Annotated in this window: 14 protein-coding genes and 1 other RNA gene; 13 read left to right on the top strand and 2 right to left on the bottom strand. The window is 68.5% G+C overall.

Features of this window, described 5'->3' with window-relative positions:
* Nucleotides 1-83: 83 nt before the first annotated feature.
* Nucleotides 84-434, bottom strand: an RNA gene (gene rnpB, locus ACO6VK_RS01830) — RNase P RNA component class A.
* Between the two features lie 51 nt (nt 435-485).
* A complete protein-coding gene (locus ACO6VK_RS01825) occupies nt 486-1,250 on the bottom strand; it encodes an NRDE family protein (protein ID WP_422505180.1) in 765 nt (254 codons plus the stop codon).
* 324 nt (nt 1,251-1,574) lie between these two features.
* Between ACO6VK_RS01825 and mraZ the strand changes: the two genes are divergently transcribed.
* From mraZ to ftsA, 13 genes are read left to right on the top strand one after another with little or no spacing between them, the layout of a single operon-like run.
* The gene (mraZ, locus tag ACO6VK_RS01820) at nt 1,575-2,021 is read left to right on the top strand and encodes a division/cell wall cluster transcriptional repressor MraZ (protein ID WP_017357226.1); all 447 of its coding nucleotides are present in this window, start codon (nt 1,575-1,577) and stop codon (nt 2,019-2,021) included.
* 14 nt (nt 2,022-2,035) lie between these two features.
* Nucleotides 2,036-3,004 carry a 16S rRNA (cytosine(1402)-N(4))-methyltransferase RsmH gene (rsmH, locus tag ACO6VK_RS01815; protein ID WP_422505195.1) on the top strand — a complete coding sequence of 323 codons (969 nt, stop codon included), beginning with the start codon at nt 2,036-2,038 and terminating at the stop codon, nt 3,002-3,004.
* The gene (ftsL, locus tag ACO6VK_RS01810) at nt 3,001-3,264 is read left to right on the top strand and encodes a cell division protein FtsL (protein WP_422505179.1); all 264 of its coding nucleotides are present in this window, start codon (nt 3,001-3,003) and stop codon (nt 3,262-3,264) included. The genes rsmH and ftsL overlap by 4 nt, the downstream gene beginning before the upstream one ends.
* Nucleotides 3,261-5,105 (top strand): peptidoglycan D,D-transpeptidase FtsI family protein, encoded by a 1,845-nt coding sequence (locus ACO6VK_RS01805; protein WP_422505178.1) that lies wholly within the window; start codon nt 3,261-3,263, stop codon nt 5,103-5,105. The genes ftsL and ACO6VK_RS01805 overlap by 4 nt, the downstream gene beginning before the upstream one ends.
* A complete protein-coding gene (locus ACO6VK_RS01800) occupies nt 5,102-6,586 on the top strand; it encodes a UDP-N-acetylmuramoyl-L-alanyl-D-glutamate--2,6-diaminopimelate ligase (RefSeq protein WP_422505177.1) in 1,485 nt (494 codons plus the stop codon). Before ACO6VK_RS01805 ends, ACO6VK_RS01800 begins: the two co-directional genes overlap by 4 nt.
* Nucleotides 6,583-7,977, top strand: a complete 1,395-nt coding sequence (locus tag ACO6VK_RS01795) for a UDP-N-acetylmuramoyl-tripeptide--D-alanyl-D-alanine ligase (RefSeq protein ID WP_422505176.1) — start codon at nt 6,583-6,585, stop codon at nt 7,975-7,977. The genes ACO6VK_RS01800 and ACO6VK_RS01795 overlap by 4 nt, the downstream gene beginning before the upstream one ends.
* Complete coding sequence (gene mraY, locus ACO6VK_RS01790; RefSeq protein ID WP_017355440.1) at nt 7,967-9,052, top strand: phospho-N-acetylmuramoyl-pentapeptide-transferase; 1,086 nt, start codon at nt 7,967-7,969, stop codon at nt 9,050-9,052. The genes ACO6VK_RS01795 and mraY overlap by 11 nt, the downstream gene beginning before the upstream one ends.
* Complete coding sequence (gene ftsW, locus ACO6VK_RS01785) at nt 9,052-10,362, top strand: putative lipid II flippase FtsW (RefSeq protein ID WP_422505175.1); 1,311 nt, start codon at nt 9,052-9,054, stop codon at nt 10,360-10,362. The genes mraY and ftsW overlap by 1 nt, the downstream gene beginning before the upstream one ends.
* Complete coding sequence (gene murG, locus ACO6VK_RS01780; RefSeq protein WP_422505174.1) at nt 10,359-11,450, top strand: undecaprenyldiphospho-muramoylpentapeptide beta-N-acetylglucosaminyltransferase; 1,092 nt, start codon at nt 10,359-10,361, stop codon at nt 11,448-11,450. The genes ftsW and murG overlap by 4 nt, the downstream gene beginning before the upstream one ends.
* Before the next feature lie 43 nt (nt 11,451-11,493).
* Nucleotides 11,494-12,930 carry a UDP-N-acetylmuramate--L-alanine ligase gene (murC, locus tag ACO6VK_RS01775; RefSeq protein ID WP_422505173.1) on the top strand — a complete coding sequence of 479 codons (1,437 nt, stop codon included), beginning with the start codon at nt 11,494-11,496 and terminating at the stop codon, nt 12,928-12,930.
* Nucleotides 12,927-13,892 (top strand): D-alanine--D-alanine ligase, encoded by a 966-nt coding sequence (locus ACO6VK_RS01770; RefSeq protein ID WP_422505172.1) that lies wholly within the window; start codon nt 12,927-12,929, stop codon nt 13,890-13,892. The genes murC and ACO6VK_RS01770 overlap by 4 nt, the downstream gene beginning before the upstream one ends.
* Complete coding sequence (locus tag ACO6VK_RS01765; RefSeq protein ID WP_422505171.1) at nt 13,889-14,641, top strand: cell division protein FtsQ/DivIB; 753 nt, start codon at nt 13,889-13,891, stop codon at nt 14,639-14,641. Before ACO6VK_RS01770 ends, ACO6VK_RS01765 begins: the two co-directional genes overlap by 4 nt.
* Nucleotides 14,638-15,873 (top strand): cell division protein FtsA, encoded by a 1,236-nt coding sequence (ftsA, locus tag ACO6VK_RS01760; protein ID WP_017355446.1) that lies wholly within the window; start codon nt 14,638-14,640, stop codon nt 15,871-15,873. Before ACO6VK_RS01765 ends, ftsA begins: the two co-directional genes overlap by 4 nt.
* Nucleotides 15,874-16,025: the final 152 nt, after the last annotated feature.

Genomic DNA, 16,025 nt, shown 5'->3' with positions numbered 1-16,025 from the left:
CCTGGGGATGGGGTGCCGATGCCGGAACGTGGCGCAGCCGACCAACGGTCGGCTCTACCTTATGAGTGTCTGGCGCGAAAAAGCGGCGGAGTCGGCCGATAAGCCGGGTTTTGTCGCGGACAGTCATTCTTCTAGGCGCTGCGTCACCGCAGCGCTCAAGCAACCTACCCGGACCCGACGCGGGCCACGCCATTAGGTCCCTATTTGGTCTTGCTCCAGGTGGGGTTTGCCGTGCCGGTCTGTTGCCAGACTCGCGGTGCGCTCTTACCGCACCATTTCACCCTTACCGGCTCCCCGAAGGGAACGTAGGCGGTATCTTTCTGTTGCACTTTCCGTCGGCTCGCGCCGCCCAGGCGTTACCTGGCACCTTGCCCTGTGGAGCCCGGACTTTCCTCGGCATCCGCAAGGGATGACGCGACTGTCTGGCCGACTCCGCCGCGCGCATTGTCCCACATCCGCTGCGCGGCAGGGGCGCGGATGCGGCACTACGGTGCGGGCGTGTCCAGCCGGGTCTCGCCGATGCAGCGGCCATCGGCAGCGAAGCGGCGTTCCTGGATGAAGCCGTGGCCGCGTTCGTCCAGTGCGATGACGGTACTGGCACGGGTGCCGTAGTCGGGGCTGCGGATGAAGGCCGACGACAGCCAGCGCTCGCGTTCCAGGCCGATGCCGGTGTCGGGCAGGGCGTCGTCGTCGGCACGGCGCTCGTTGGCCAGGGCCTGCCAGAGCGGGTCCAGGCTGGCCTCGCCACGGGCGATCCAGTCGCCAAGGGCCTCGACCAGGTTCACGGTTTTCGGCCACGGCGCGTCGAGTGGGCCATTGGACATGCCGTGCAGGCCCGGCGACAGCGTCTGCCGCAGCAGCGGGTGGTTGCCGAGGAACTGGCAGCTGTCGCGGTCGGCCAGCAGCAGGTTGAACGGGGCGAAGGCGGGGGCGTCGGTGGCCAGGGCCTCGGCGAAGGCGGCTGCCGGGGTGCTGCCGCGCAGGTAATCGGCCACCAGTGCACCGCGCGAGGGGCCGGTCTGACGGGCCTGCGGGTCGCGCACGTTGGTCACCACCGCCATGCGGCCGTCGGCGCCGATCCCGGCCCAGGTGCCGCCCGAACGCAGGTCACGCCCGGCGATCACGCCGGTGTCGGGCGCGGCCCAAGCCGCCAGCGCGGCGGTGGGCCGGGCGTGGAACTCATCGCGGTTGCCGGCCATGACCAGCTGCCAGCGGGGGTGGGCCTTCCAGGCCAGAGCGAGCAGACACATGCGCCGATTGTGCCGGGTTTGCGCACGGACGGGTCGAAGCCGACGCCCGCGGGACTGAATGCGGGCAAGGGTTTCACGCCCTCTGCACAGGCCTGAACTTCCGATCAATCTCAAAAATTGAGACGAAACAGCAACTTGTGGATAAGCCTTGAACAAGTCTCTAAACATTGCTGCAAGCCCTTGATGTTCCAAGTTATTTCGGGCTCGCAAAGTTGTTGACAACCTAATCGGCACTGCTAAGGTGGGCAACAGAGGGAAAACCGGGTTTTTTGTGGTTTTTCGTGGTTCAATGTTTCACCGGGCAAAGGAAAAGGTGCAGGCGTCGTGTTCCAGGGCGAGACGGCCATCACAGTCGATGACAAAGGACGCATGGCGGTTCCCACCGCTTATCGCGACCTGGTCGCGCGCGCCAGCAACAACCGTCTCGTGCTCACCTACAACCCGTTCGAGTCCGGCTGCCTTTGGCTCTATGCCGAATCGGAGTGGGAGCGGGTGCGGGACGACGTCATGTCCAAGCCCAACACACAGCGTGTCGTGCGTCTGCTGCAACAGAAGCTGGTCGGTTCGGCCGCGCATCTGGAGCTGGACGGCAACGGTCGCATCAGTATTCCCGCCAGCCACCGTGGTGCCGTTGGCATTGAAAAGAAGGCGGTTCTGCTCGGCATGGGCGACAAATTTGAATTGTGGAGCGAGCAGGCACATCGCGCGTTGATCCAGCAGACATTGTCTGACGAGGATCTCGGCGATGGGTTGCTCGACCTGAAGTTGTGAGCCGGGGTGCCCGGGTGCGCGGAGGCGCGCAGGCCGGTCACCTTCCGGTGTCGCAGTCGCCGGCGGGCCATCTGCCGGTGCTGTACACGCAGGTCCTGGAAGGCCTGGCGGTGATCGAAAACGGACGGTATCTCGATGGCACGTTCGGTCGTGGCGGTCATGCCCGCGGCGTGCTCGAGCAACTCGGTCCTGGAGGCCGGCTGCTGGTCATGGACAAGGATCCCGAAGCGATTGCGGTGGCCGAGCGCGATTTCGCGCCGGACCCGCGCGTGTCGATCTTCCGTGGCAGCTTCGCCGACCTGCTGCATTGGGATGCCACCGCCGACGGCCTGGACGGGGTGCTGTTCGACCTGGGCGTGTCCTCGCCGCAGCTGGACGTCGCCGAGCGCGGTTTCAGCTTCGGCAAGGACGGCCCGCTGGACATGCGCATGGACCCGGACAGCGGCGAGAGCGCGGCGCAGTGGCTCAATCGCGTCGAAGAGCGTGAGCTCATGGACGTGCTGTGGACCTACGGCGAAGAGCGCCAGGGCCGCCGCATCGCCCGTGCGATCATCGCCCGCCGCGACAGGCAGCCGTTCGCCCGCACCGCCGAGCTGGCCGAGCTGATCGCCTCGGTGATGCCGCGTGGCAAGGACAAGATCCACCCGGCCACGCGCAGCTTCCAGGCCATCCGCATCCATATCAACCGCGAACTGGCCGACCTCGAAGCCGGCCTGGACGCGGCGATGGCGCGGCTCAAGCCCGGTGGCCGCCTGGCGGTGATCAGCTTCCACTCGCTGGAAGACCGCATCGTCAAGCAGTTCATGAACCGCCATGCCAAGGCCCCGCCGACCAACCGCCGGCTGCCGGAACTGATGGCATTCGTGCCGACGCTGGACCTGATCGGCGGCGCCATCAAGGCCGACGACGACGAGCTGGCGGTCAACCCGCGCTCGCGCAGCGCGGTGCTGCGCGTGGCCGAAAAGCGTGCGGTGGCCGGATGAGCCGCCTGCTGCTCATCGTGCTGCTGGCCTGCACGGTCGCCTCGGCGATCGGTGTGGTGTTCATGCGCCACCGCCACCGCCAGACCTTCGTGGAGCTGTCCAAGGTCGAGCGCGCGCGCGATGAGCTCAATATCGAATTCGGCCGCCTGCAGCTGGAACAGGCAACGCTGGCCGAAGCGACCCGGGTCGATCGCGTCGCCCGCGAACGCCTGGGCATGAAGTTCCCCGAGGCCGCCGACGTCGTGGTGGTGCGCCCATGAGCAAGTCCGGCCGCAACCGTGCCCGCAACAGCTTCAACCTGCGCCAGCGCCTGAAGTGGGTGGGTCTGGCGCTGGGGCTGTGCTCGGTGTCGTTGGTCGGCCGCGCCGCCTACGTGCAGATCATCAACAGCGAGTTCTACCAGCGCCAGGGCGAAGCCCGCTACCTGCGCGAGCTGCCGATCAACACCTCGCGCGGCATGATCACCGACCGCAATGGCGAGCCGGTGGCGGTGTCCACCCCGGTCGCCTCGATCTGGGTCAATCCGCAGGAACTGCTGCGCGAACCCGAGCGCATTCCCGAGCTGGCCACCGCGCTGGGCATGCCGCTGGACGAGCTCAACGCCCGCCTGGCGCAGAAGGCCGACAAGGAATTCATGTACCTGCGCCGCCGGATCAATCCGGACGACGCCGAGAAGGTGGTGGCGCTGAAGATTCCCGGCGTCGCCTCGCAGCGCGAATTCCGCCGCTTCTACCCGCAGGGGGAGGCGATGGCGCACGTGCTGGGCTTCACCAACATCGACGACCGCGGCCAGGAAGGGCTGGAGCTGGCCTTCGACGAGTGGCTGCGCGGCAAGCCCGGCGCCAAGCGGGTGATCCGCAACCGCAAGGGCGATACCGTCGAAAGCGACCTGCTGCGTCCGGCCGAGCCCGGCAAGGACCTCACCCTCAGCATCGACCGTCGCATCCAGTTCCTGGCGTTCAAGGAGCTGCGCAACGCGCTGATCGCCAACAAGGCGGCCGGCGGCTCGATGGTGATCATGGATGTGGCCACCGGTGAAGTGCTGGCGATGGTCAACCTGCCCACCTACAACCCCAACGCGGTGGGCGGTGCAGCGCCGGATACGCGCCGCAACCGCGCGGTCACCGATCTGGTCGAGCCCGGCTCGACCATGAAGCCGCTGACCATCGCCTCGGCGCTGCAGTCCGGTGTGGTCACCAAGGACACCATCGTGGACACCAACCCCGGCTACATGGCCGTGGGCCGGTTCACCATCAAGGACGTGCCGCGCAACAACGGCGTGCTCAACGTCACCGGCGTGATCACCCGCAGCTCGAACATCGGCGCGGCCAAGATCGCGGCCAAGATGCCGGACCAGGTGTTCTACGACCACGTCCACAGCTTCGGCTACGGCGTGTCTCCGCACAGCGGCTTCCCCGGCGAATCGGCCGGTGTGTTGAAGCGGCCCGCCCGTTGGGACGGTGCCACCAAGACCACCATGTCCTACGGCTATGGCCTGAATGTCACGCCGCTGCAGATTGCCACCGCCTACTCGGCGCTGGGCAACGGCGGCAAGCTGATCGCGCCGACCTTCGTGAAGGGTCAGCGCAACGAAGGCAAGCAGATCATCGACGAGAACATCGCCAAGGAAGTGGTGGCGATGATGGAAACCGTGGTCACCCAGGGCGGCGCCAAGCAGGCGGCGGTGCTGGGCTACCACGTGGCCGGCAAGACCGGTACCGCGCGCAAGACCGGTCCGGGTGGGTACGAGCGCGGGCATTACAACGCGCTGTTCGCCGGCGTGGTGCCGGCCAGCAACCCGCGTTTTGCCACGGTGATCGTGATCAACGACCCGCAGGCCGGCAAGTACTACGGCGGCCTGGTGTCGGCGCCGGTGTTCCACAACGTCATGGAGGGCGCGCTGCGCCTGATGGACGTGCCGCCGGACGATATCGAGTCCTGGCTGGCCGCGCAGCAGTCCGGAAAGATGGGGCACTCGGCCTCGATCCTGCCGGCGCCGCCGGCCGAGGTGGTCCTGCCGGCCGATGCCGCCGCTGAATTCGATGCCGCGCTGCCCAGCGCGCACGCCACGACGCCCCCCGCGCAGGGAGGCACGCAATGAGCCAGACGATGTTGCTTTCGCAGTTGATTCCCGACGTGGCGCTGCCCCACGACCCGACCATCACCGGGCTGGTGCTGGACAGCCGCGCGGTGCGCCCGGGCGATGCCTTCGTGGCCATCGCCGGCTTCGGCGCGCACGGGCTCGGCTTCGTCGAGCAGGCGCGTGCCGCCGGCGCGGGCGCGATCCTGTTCGATCCGCCGGCCCCGGCCGAGCTGCCGGCACCGGCCGACGCGATCGCCGTGCCGGGCCTGCGCACGCGCATGGGCGCGATGGCCGACCAGTTCCACGGTCACCCCTCGCGCGCGATGACGATGGTGGGGGTGACCGGCACCAACGGCAAAACCTCCACCGTGCAGCTGCTGGCCCAGGCCTGGCACCTGCTTGGCACCCGCAGTGGAAGTATCGGCACGTTGGGGGTCGGACTTTATGGTGATGTGGTGCCGACCGGCTTCACCACCCCGCTGGTCCTGCAGATGCACGCCGTGCTGGCGCAGCTGCGCGATGGCGGTGCGCAGGCGGTGGCGATGGAAGTCAGCTCGCACGCGCTCGATCAGGGGCGGGTGGATGCGGTCCACTACGACGTGGCGGTGTTCACCAACCTCACCCGCGATCATCTCGACTACCACGGCGACATGGCGCAGTACGGCGCGGCCAAGGCCAAGCTGTTCCACCGCGCGGGCCTGAAGGCGGCGGTGGTCAACCTCGACGACCCGTTCGGCAGCGAACTGCTGCGCACCCTCGACGCCGGCGTGCAGCCGGTCGGAGTCAGCTCGCGCGGCGCGCAGCAGGCGGCGGTGCGTGCCGATTCGCTGACGCTCGACGGTCGCGGCATCGCCTTCGACCTGGTCGTTGGCGGCGAACGCCACCCGGTGCAGTCGCCGCTGCTCGGCCGCTTCAATGTGGACAACCTGCTGGCCGTGGCCGGCGCACTGCTGGCGCTGGACCACGCGCCGGCCGCGATCGCCGCGCTGCTCTCGCAGCTGCAGCCGATCGCCGGCCGCATGAACCGCCTTGGCGGAGCGAACGGCCAGCCCACCGTGGTGATCGACTACGCCCATACCCCCGACGCGCTCGAACAGGCGCTGACCAGTCTGCAGGGCCATCTGGCCGGGCGGCTGGTGTGCGTGTTCGGCTGCGGTGGCGAACGCGATACCGGCAAGCGCCCGCAGATGGCCGCCATTGCCGAACAGCACGCCGACGTGGTGATCGTCACCGACGACAACCCGCGCGGCGAAGACGGCGATGCCATCGTTGCCGACATCGTGGCCGGGTTGCGCGCGCCTGACGCCGCCATCGTGCAGCGCGACCGCGCCGCCGCGATCACCCAGGCGATCGGCCTGGCGGGTGCCGGCGACATCGTGCTGATCGCCGGCAAGGGCCACGAGCCCTACCAGGAGATCGCCGGCGTGCAGCATCCGTTCAACGACACCGATGTGGCCGCACGCGTGCTGGCCGCATCGCACCGGGAGGCGGCACGATGAAGCGTACGCCGCTGTCGCTGATTGCCCACTGGGCCGGTGGCGAGATCCACGGTGAAGACACCGCGATCGATGCCATCAGCAACGATACCCGCACCCTGGCCCCCGGCAGCCTGTACGTGGCGCTGCGTGGCGAGCGTTTCGACGGCCACGACTTCGCCGCCGATGCGGTCGCGCGCGGCGCGTCGGCGATGCTGGTCGAACGCCTGCTCGACGTGGCCCTGCCGCAGATCGTGGTGGCCGACAGCCAGCACGCGCTGGGCCGGATCGCCGCCGGCATGCAGCGCGACCGCCATGCCGAGGTGTTTGCGATCACCGGCAGCAACGGCAAGACCAGCGTGAAGACGCTGCTGCTGGCGATCCTGCAACAGGTTGCGCGCGAAGAAGGGCGCGTGGTGTATGCCAACCCCGGCAACCTCAACAATGAAATCGGCCTGCCGCTGGCACTGATCGACGCCCCCGAAGACGCGGACTACGCGGTCTACGAGATGGGCGCGGGCAAGCCGGGCGACATTGCCTACCTGACCGACATCGTGCGCCCGCGCTATGCGCTGGTGAACAACATCGCTGCGGCGCACCTGGAGCGGATGGGCAGCCTGCAGGGCGTGGCCACCACCAAGGGCGCCATCTATGCCGCGCTGCCGGCCGATGGCGTGGCGGTGATCAACGCCGACGACGCCTTCGGTGCCTGGTTCGAGCAGCACGTGGTCGGCCAGCCGCCGCGCAGCCGCGTGCTGCGCTATGGCCTGGACCACAGCGCTGACATCACCGCGCTGTCGGTGCGTCTCAGCGTCTCGGGCAGCCAGTTCGTGCTGTCCACCCCGCAGGGCCAGGCCGAGATCGTGCTGGCGCTGCCGGGCCGCCACAACATCGGCAATGCGCTGGCCGCCGCGTCGCTGGCGCTGGCCGCCGGGATCACCCTGGCCCAGGTCGCCGCCGGGCTGGCCCGCGCCGAGCCGGTGCCGGGCCGCCAGGTCGCGCACGTGCTGCCGGGTGGCGCGGTGCTGATCGATGACAGCTACAACGCCAACCCCGGCTCGCTGGCCGCCGCCATCGACGCGCTCGCCGCCTCCGGCGCCGAAGGCTGGCTGGTGCTCGGCGACATGCGCGAGCTTGGCCCGGACGGCGAAGCGCTGCATGCGCAGGCCGGTCGCCGCGCGCGCGAGGCGGGCCTAAAGCGGCTGTACACGCTGGGCACGCTGAGCGCCGCCGCGTCGGCCGCTTTCGGCGACGGTGGCCGCCACTTCGGCGACCACGACACCCTGGCCGCCGCCCTGGCCACCGAACTGCATGCTGGCGTGCGCTGCCTGGTCAAGGGCTCGCGCGGCAGTGCAATGGACAAAATCGTCAAAGCGCTGCTGGCGCGAGGAGAGGAAACCCCCAATGTTGCTTGAACTGGCCCGATGGTTGCAGCAGTTGGAGAGCCTGTTCGGGCTGTTCGGCTATCTGACTCTGCGCGGCATCCTCGCGGCGCTGACCGCGTTGTTCCTGTCGCTGTGGCTGGGGCCGGCGATGATCCGCAGGCTGGCCCAGTTCAAGGGTGGCCAGCCGATCCGTACCGACGGTCCGCAGACCCACTTCTCCAAGGCCGGCACGCCGACGATGGGCGGTTCGCTGATCCTGCTGACCATCACCCTGTCGGTGCTGCTGTGGGCCGACCTGCGCAACCGCTATGTGTGGGTGGTGCTGGCGGTGATGCTGTGCTTCGGCGCGATCGGCTGGTACGACGACTGGATCAAGATCGTGCGCCGTGACCCGAACGGTCTGAAGTCGCGCTGGAAGTACCTGCTGCAGTCGATCTTCGGCCTGGCGGCGGGTCTGTTCCTGTTCTACACGGCCGATGTCCCGGCCGCGATGACCTTCTATATCCCGATGTTCAAGTCCGTGGCGCTGCCGCTGGCCGGCATCAGCTTCGTGGCCATCGCCTATTTCTGGATCGTCGGCTTCTCCAACGCGGTCAACCTGACCGACGGCCTGGACGGGCTGGCGATCATGCCGACCGTGCTGGTTGCCTGCGCGCTGGGCGTGTTCGCCTACGCCTCGGGCAACGTGGTGTTCTCCAGCTACCTGCAGATCCCGCAGATTCCCGGTGCCGGTGAGCTGGTGATCATCTGCGCGGCCATCGCCGGCGCGGGCCTGGGCTTCCTGTGGTTCAACACCTACCCGGCGATGGTGTTCATGGGCGACATCGGCGCGCTGGCGCTGGGCGCGGTGCTGGGCACGATCGCGGTGATCACCCGCCAGGAACTGGTGCTGGTGATCATGGGCGGTGTGTTCGTGGTCGAAACGCTGTCGGTGATGATCCAGGTCGCCTCGTTCAAGCTGACCGGCAAGCGCGTGTTCCGCATGGCCCCGATCCACCACCACTTCGAACTGAAGGGCTGGCCGGAACCGCGCGTGATCGTACGCTTCTGGATCATCTCGGTGGTGCTGGTCCTGATCGGCCTGGCCACGTTGAAGGTCCGCTGATGAACGACCTGTCGCGCCAGGCAACCCGCCTTGAAGCCATCGGAGGCCACTTCGACAAGTGGCTGCTGGGCGCGATCATCGCGCTCACCGGGCTGGGCGTGGTGATGGTCGCGTCCAGCTCGATCGCATTGATGAGCAGCCCGTTCTACTACCTCAACCGCCATCTGATCTTCCTGGCGGTCGGCATCGGGCTGGCCATCGTGGCCATGCGCACCGAGCTCAAGAGCATCGAGCAGTACAACCAGATCCTGCTGCTGGGCTGCTTCGCCCTGCTGGTGGTGGTGTTCATCCCCGGCCTGGGCAGCAGCGTCAACGGCGCCCGCCGCTGGATCAACCTGGGCATCTCCAAGTTCCAGACCGTCGAAGCGGTCAAGGTGCTCTACATCGTGTGGCTGTCCAGCTACCTGGTGCGCTTCCGCGACGAGGTCAACGCGACCTGGCCGGCGATGCTCAAGCCGCTCGGCGTGGCCGGCGCGCTGGTGGTGCTGCTGCTGCTGCAGCCGGACTTCGGCTCGTCCACCCTGCTGCTGGCGATCACCGCCGGCATGCTGGTGCTGGGCGGGGTGAACATGCCGCGCATGTCCATGCCGGTGATCATCGGCATGGTCGGCATGAGCGCACTGGCGATCATCGAGCCCTACCGCATGCGCCGCATCACCTCCTTCCTGGACCCGTGGGCCGACCAGCAGGGCGACGGCTACCAGCTGTCCAACGCGCTGATGGCCGTCGGCCGCGGCGAGTGGACCGGCGTGGGCCTGGGCAACTCGGTGCAGAAGCTGTACTACCTGCCCGAAGCGCATACCGACTTCATCTTCTCGGTGACCGCCGAGGAGCTGGGCTTCCTCGGCACCTGCCTGATCATCGCGCTGTACGCGCTGCTGGTGGGCCGCACCTTCTGGCTGGGCATGCGCTGCGTGGAGATGAAGCGTCACTTCTCCGGCTATATCGCCTTCGGCATCGGCCTGTGGATCTCCATGCAGAGCTTTGTGTCGATCGGGGTCAACCTCGGCATCCTGCCGACCAAGGGCCTGACCTTGCCGCTGATTTCGTCCGGTGGCTCCAGCGTACTGATGACCTGCGTGGCGATGGGCCTGCTGCTGCGCGTGTCCTACGAACTGGACCGCGCCGAGCGGCGCCAGGCCGTGCGCATGGGTGCGCCCGAGGGCGACGACGGTGCCGCTGCCGCCGACGCGCCGACCAGCGCCACGGCCGTTGCCGCCGCCCTGCAGGACGCCCCGCGCGACAGCTCGCCGCGCGGTACCAGCCGCATGCAGCAACGCATCGAACCGACCCTGGGGAGGATGGGATGAGCCTGCCCGTTGCCCCTTCCGAACGTCCGGTGATGATCATGGCCGGCGGTACCGGCGGCCACATCTTCCCGGGCCTGGCCGTGGCGCGCGTGCTGCGCGAACGCGGCGTGCCGGTCACCTGGTTGGGCGCCGATGGCGCGATGGAAACCCGCCTGGTGCCGCAGCACGACATCCACATCGACACGCTGGCCATCAGTGGCCTGCGTGGCAAGGGCAAGCTGGCCCTGATCGGCGCGCCGTGGCGCCTGCTGCGCGCCGTGCGTGCGGCCGGCTTCCTGATCCGCGACCGCAAGCCGCGTGCGGTGATCGCCTTCGGTGGCTTCGCCTCCGGTCCCGGTGGACTGGCCGCGCGCCTGCACGGCCTGCCGCTGCTGGTGCACGAACAGAACCGCGCGCCGGGCCTGACCAACCGCGTGCTGTCGCGCTTCGCGCGGCGCATCCTGACCGGGTTCCCGGGCAGCTTCGCCGCGCGCGAGGAAGCGGTGGGCAATCCGGTGCGCGCCGAGATCGCCGCGATCGCCATTCCCGACCTGCGCCTGGCCAACCGCCAGGGGCCGCTGCGCCTGCTGGTGCTCGGCGGCAGCCAGGGCGCACGCGCCTTGAACAACGCCGTGCCCAAGGCACTGGCCGCACTGGGCTCGCGCGTTGCCATCGACGTGCGTCACCAGAGCGGCGAGAAGCTGCATGCCGAAGCCGTCACCGCCTACCGCGAGGCCGGTGTGACCGCGCAGGTGGATGCCTTCATCGCCGACATGGCCGAGGCGTATGCCTGGGCCGACCTGGTGGTGTGCCGCTCCGGCGCATCGACCCTGGCCGAACTGTGCGCGGTGGGCATCGGCAGTGTGCTGGTGCCGTTCGCGGCCGCCGTCGACGACCACCAGACCCGCAATGCGGAGTATCTGGTCGAGCGCGGCGCGGCCGTGTTGCTGAAGCAGGATGAAACGCTGGCAACGCACCTGCAGGGTGTGCTGCACGAATTGTCCGAAAATTCCGCCCGACGCATGCAGATGGCCAACGCCGCGCGTGCCCTGGCCAAGGTCGATGCCGCTGAGCGCATCGCCGACATCATCCTCGAGGAATCCAAATGAACACCGCACCGCGCCACGGCGCAGGCCCGACGCGAGGCCGCGCATGATCCGCCGCCTGCACGACACCAACGACCTGGTACGCGCCTTCCCGCGCGTGCACTTCGTCGGCATTGGCGGCACCGGCATGAGCGGCATCGCCGAAGTGATGCTGACCCTGGGCTATGAAGTGTCCGGTTCGGACAACGCCGACAACGCCGCAACCCGCCGTCTGGCCGGCCTGGGCGCGCGCGTGATGCGCGGCCATTCCGCCGCCAACGTGCTCGGCACCGACTGCGTGGTCGTCTCCAGCGCGATCCGCGAGGACAACCCGGAGCTGATGGAAGCGCGCAGCCAGCGCATTCCGATCATGCCGCGTGCGGCCATGCTGGCCGAGCTGATGCGCTTCCGCCGCGGCATCGCCGTGGCCGGTACCCACGGCAAGACCACCACCACCAGCCTGACCGCTGCAGTGCTGAGCGAAGGCGGGCTGGACCCGACCTTCGTGATCGGCGGCCAGCTGCTGGCGGCCGGCGCCAATGCCAAGCTCGGCAGTGGGCAGTGGCTGGTGGCCGAGGCCGACGAAAGCGATGGCAGCTTCCTGCGCCTGAACCCGCTGGTGTCGGTGATCACCAACATCGATGCGGATCACCTGGAGAATTACGGCAACGATTTCTCCCGGGTCCAGGCCGCCTTCGCCGAATTCCTGCAGCGTCTGCCGTTCTACGGTCTGGCAGTGCTGTGCATCGACGATCCGGAAGTGGCCGCGCTGGCCGCGCAGACCCCGCGGCATGTCATGAGCTATGGCATGAGCGGCACCGCCGACGTGCGTGCCGAGGACGTGGTCCAGGACGGCCCGCGCATGCGCTTCACCCTGCGCCTGCCGGAGGGCAGCAGTTACCCGGTGACGCTGGCACTGCCGGGCAAGCACAACGTGCTCAACGCGCTGGCCGCCGCCGCCGTGGGCTGGCAGCTCGGTGTTGCCCCGGATGCCATCGCGCGTGCGCTGGAAGGGTTCGCGGGGATTGGCCGCCGCTTCAACGACCTGGGCATCGTCACCACCCGCACCGGTGCCAAGGTGCGCGTGATCGATGACTACGGCCACCACCCGCGCGAGTTGGCTGCGGTGTTTGCCGCCGCCCGCGGCGGCTGGCCGGCCCAGCGCCTGGTCGTGGCCTTCCAGCCGCACCGCTACAGCCGTACCCGCGACCAGTTCGACGCCTTTGCCGCCGTTCTGTCCGAGGTAGATGCGCTGGTGCTGAGCGAGGTCTACCCGGCCGGCGAAGCGCCGATTCCGGGCGCCGACTCGCGTTCGCTGGCGCGTGCGATCCGTGCGCGCGGCCGCAGCGAGCCGGTCGTGGTCGGCCAGGCGGCCGAGCTGGCGCATGTGCTGCCCGACGTTCTGCAGGACGGCGACCTGCTGCTGATGATGGGCGCCGGTGACATCGGCGCCGTGGCCCAGCACATCGCGGTGGACGGCTTCCAGGAGGCAGCGGCCGAATGAGCGCATTCGTATTCCCCTCGCTGCGCATCACCGACCCGGCCGCCTTCGGCCGCGTCGCGGTGCTGCTCGGCGGCAGTTCCAGCGAGCGCGAGGTATCGCTCGACTCCGGCCGCAACGTGATCGAGGCGCTGCGCGCCCGTGGCGTCGATGCGACCGCCGTGGACGGCATCCCCGCCTTGGCGCAGGCCTTGGCCGAGCGCCGCTTCGACCGCGTGTTCAATATTCTCCACGGCCACAACGGCGGTGGCGAAGACGGCATCGTGCAGGGGCTGATGGAAGCCTTCGCGGTGCCGTATACCGGCTCGGACGTGCTCGGTTCGGCGCTGAGCATGGACAAGATCCGCACCAAGCAGGTGTGGCTGGCGCATGGTCTGCCGACCCCGCGCTTCGTGTCGATCGGCACCGGTGCCGATGTGCATGCGGCCGCGCGCGAGCTCGGCCTGCCGGTGGTGGTCAAGCCGGCCAATGAAGGCTCCAGTGTGGGCATCAGCCGGGTCACCGAGGAAGCCGGCCTGGACGAGGCCGTGGCGCTGGCGGTCCGTTACGACGGCCAGCTGCTGATGGAGCAGATGGTGGTCGGCGATGAGCTGACCGTGGCCATCCTCGGGGATGTCGCGCTGCCGTCGATCCGCATCGTGCCCAAGGGCCAGTGGTACGACTACAACGCCAAGTACATCGCCGAGGACACCCAGTACCTGTGCCCGGGCCTGGACGGTGAGGACGAGATCGAGATCCGGCGCATCGCGCTGGCTGCGTTCCGTGCCGCCGGCTGCCGCGGCTGGGGCCGCGTGGACGTGATGCGCGACCGCAGCAGCGGCCGCTTCTACCTGCTCGAGGTGAATACCGCCCCGGGCATGACCAGCCACTCGCTGGTGCCGAAGGCGGCCCGTCAAGCCGGCATCGACTTCGAGGAACTGGTCTGGCGCGTGCTGGAGCAGACCGTGGAGGTGCGTTCCGCATGAACGCCGTGCTGCGCATCTTCGTCTGGCTGCTGGCCCTGTCGCTGGTGGCGCTGCCCGTGGTGGCGGTGCTCAACGGCTGGGTCGGCGCCGAGCGCTGGCCGCTGGCGAAACTGCGTGTGCACGGTGAATTCAAGCGGGTGCCGGCCGAACAGCTGCAGCAGGTGGTCCTGCCGTATGCCAAGGCCGGCTTCTTCGCGGTCAAGCTGCAGGACGCCCAGGACGCGATCGAAGGCCTGCCGTGGGTGGAAAGCGCGCAGGTGCGCAAGCAGTGGCCGGACGTGCTGGAAATCCGCCTGGTCGAACACAAGCCGTTCGCGCACTGGGGCAAGGACCGGCTGCTGTCCGAGCAGGGCAAGCTGTTCGCCACGCCGCGCAAGCTGCAGGACATCGCGCTGCCCGACCTGGACGGCCCGGACACCCAGACCGCCGAAGTGGTGGCGCTCTACAACGATGCGCGCGCGCTGTTCGCGCCGGCCGGGGTGGACGTCAAGCGGGTCACGATGGACGCGCGCGGCAGCTGGTCGCTGCTGCTGAGCAATGGCACCGAAGTGGTGGTTGGCCGCGACGATGCGCGCTCGCGCCTGCAGCGTTTCGTGCGCGTGCTGCCGCAGCTGGCCAACCAGCAGGCGCCGATCGAACGCGCCGACCTCCGATATACCAATGGTTTCACGCTGAGCTGGGGCACCCCGGCTCCGGCCGCGCCGGCCACACCGGCCAATGTGGCGCACAGGACGCAGGACAGGACATGAATCGCAAGGGTGACAAATCGCTGATCGTCGGCTTGGACATCGGCACCTCCAAGGTGGTGGCACTGGTCGGCGAGTATTCGCCGGGCAATCCGATCGAGGTCATCGGCATCGGCTCGCACGAATCGCGCGGCCTCAAGCGCGGCGTGGTGGTGGACATCGAGTCCACCGTGCAGTCGATCCAGCGTGCGGTCGAAGAGGCCGAGCTGATGGCCGGCTGCGAGATCCGTTCGGTGTATGCCTCGATCTCGGGCAACCACGTGCAGTGCAAGAACTCGCCCGGCATCGTGCCGATCCGCGATGGCGAAGTGACCTGGGGCGACCTGGACCGGGTGCTCGATGCGGCCAAGGCCGTGGCGATTCCGGCCGACCAGAAGATCCTGCATGCCATTCCGCGCGAGTACGTGCTGGACGATTCGCAGGAAGGCATCCGCAACCCGGTCGGCATGACCGGCGTGCGCCTGGAGGTGCATGCGCACCTGGTGGTGTGCGCGCAGTCGGCCGCGGCCAACATCTCCAAGTGCGTGCAGCGCTGCGGCCTGCAGGTCGATGACCTGGTGCTGTCCTCGCTGGCCTCCAGCGTGGCCGTGCTGACCGCCGACGAGCGCGAGCTGGGCGTGGTGCTGGTCGACATGGGCGCCGGCACCACCGACCTGGCCGTGTTCGTGCAGGGCGCGATCTGCCACACCGCCTCGCTGCCGATCGCCGGCGACCACGTCACCAACGACATCGCGCACATGCTGCGCACGCCCACCCCGGAAGCGGAGCAGATCAAGGTGCGCTACGCCTGCGCCCTGGCGCAGCTGGCCACCGCCGAGGAGAGCATCCAGGTGCCCAGCGTCGGCGATCGTCCGCCGCGCCGGATGCCGCGCCATGCGCTTGCGCAGGCGGTGCAGGGCCGCTACGAGGAGATTTTCGAGATGGTGCAGGCCGAACTGCGCCGCTCCGGTTTCGAGGAACTGGTGCGTGCCGGCATGGTGCTCACCGGCGGTGCCTCGAAGATGGAAGGCGTGGTCGAACTGGCCGAGGAAATGCTGCAGATGCCGGTGCGCGTGGGCATTCCGCAGCACGTCACCGGCCTTGGCGAAGTGGTCGGCAACCCGGTGCATGCCACCGGCGTGGGCCTGCTGCTGATGGGCAGTCAGATCGAACACCCGCGCCGTCCCTCGCTGCCCACCGGGCGCGCGGGCAGCATGTTCAAGAAGCTCAAAACCTGGTTCCGAGGAGAATTTTGAGTAGAGCCGACCGTTGGTCGGCTGGCACCAAACCGGCCCTGGCCGGCGCTTCAAACGGCAACACACAACCCACACAGCCGCAACGGCAACATGCAGCGCGAAGGCAGGACGCCTGGACGCCCATGCCACCCAGAAGCGGATACAACGAGGAC

The sequence above is a fragment of the Stenotrophomonas sp. GZD-301 genome (assembly GCF_049310345.1).
Taxonomy (GTDB): Bacteria; Pseudomonadota; Gammaproteobacteria; order Xanthomonadales; family Xanthomonadaceae; genus Stenotrophomonas.
This window is presented reverse-complemented; position numbering and strand designations above follow the sequence as displayed.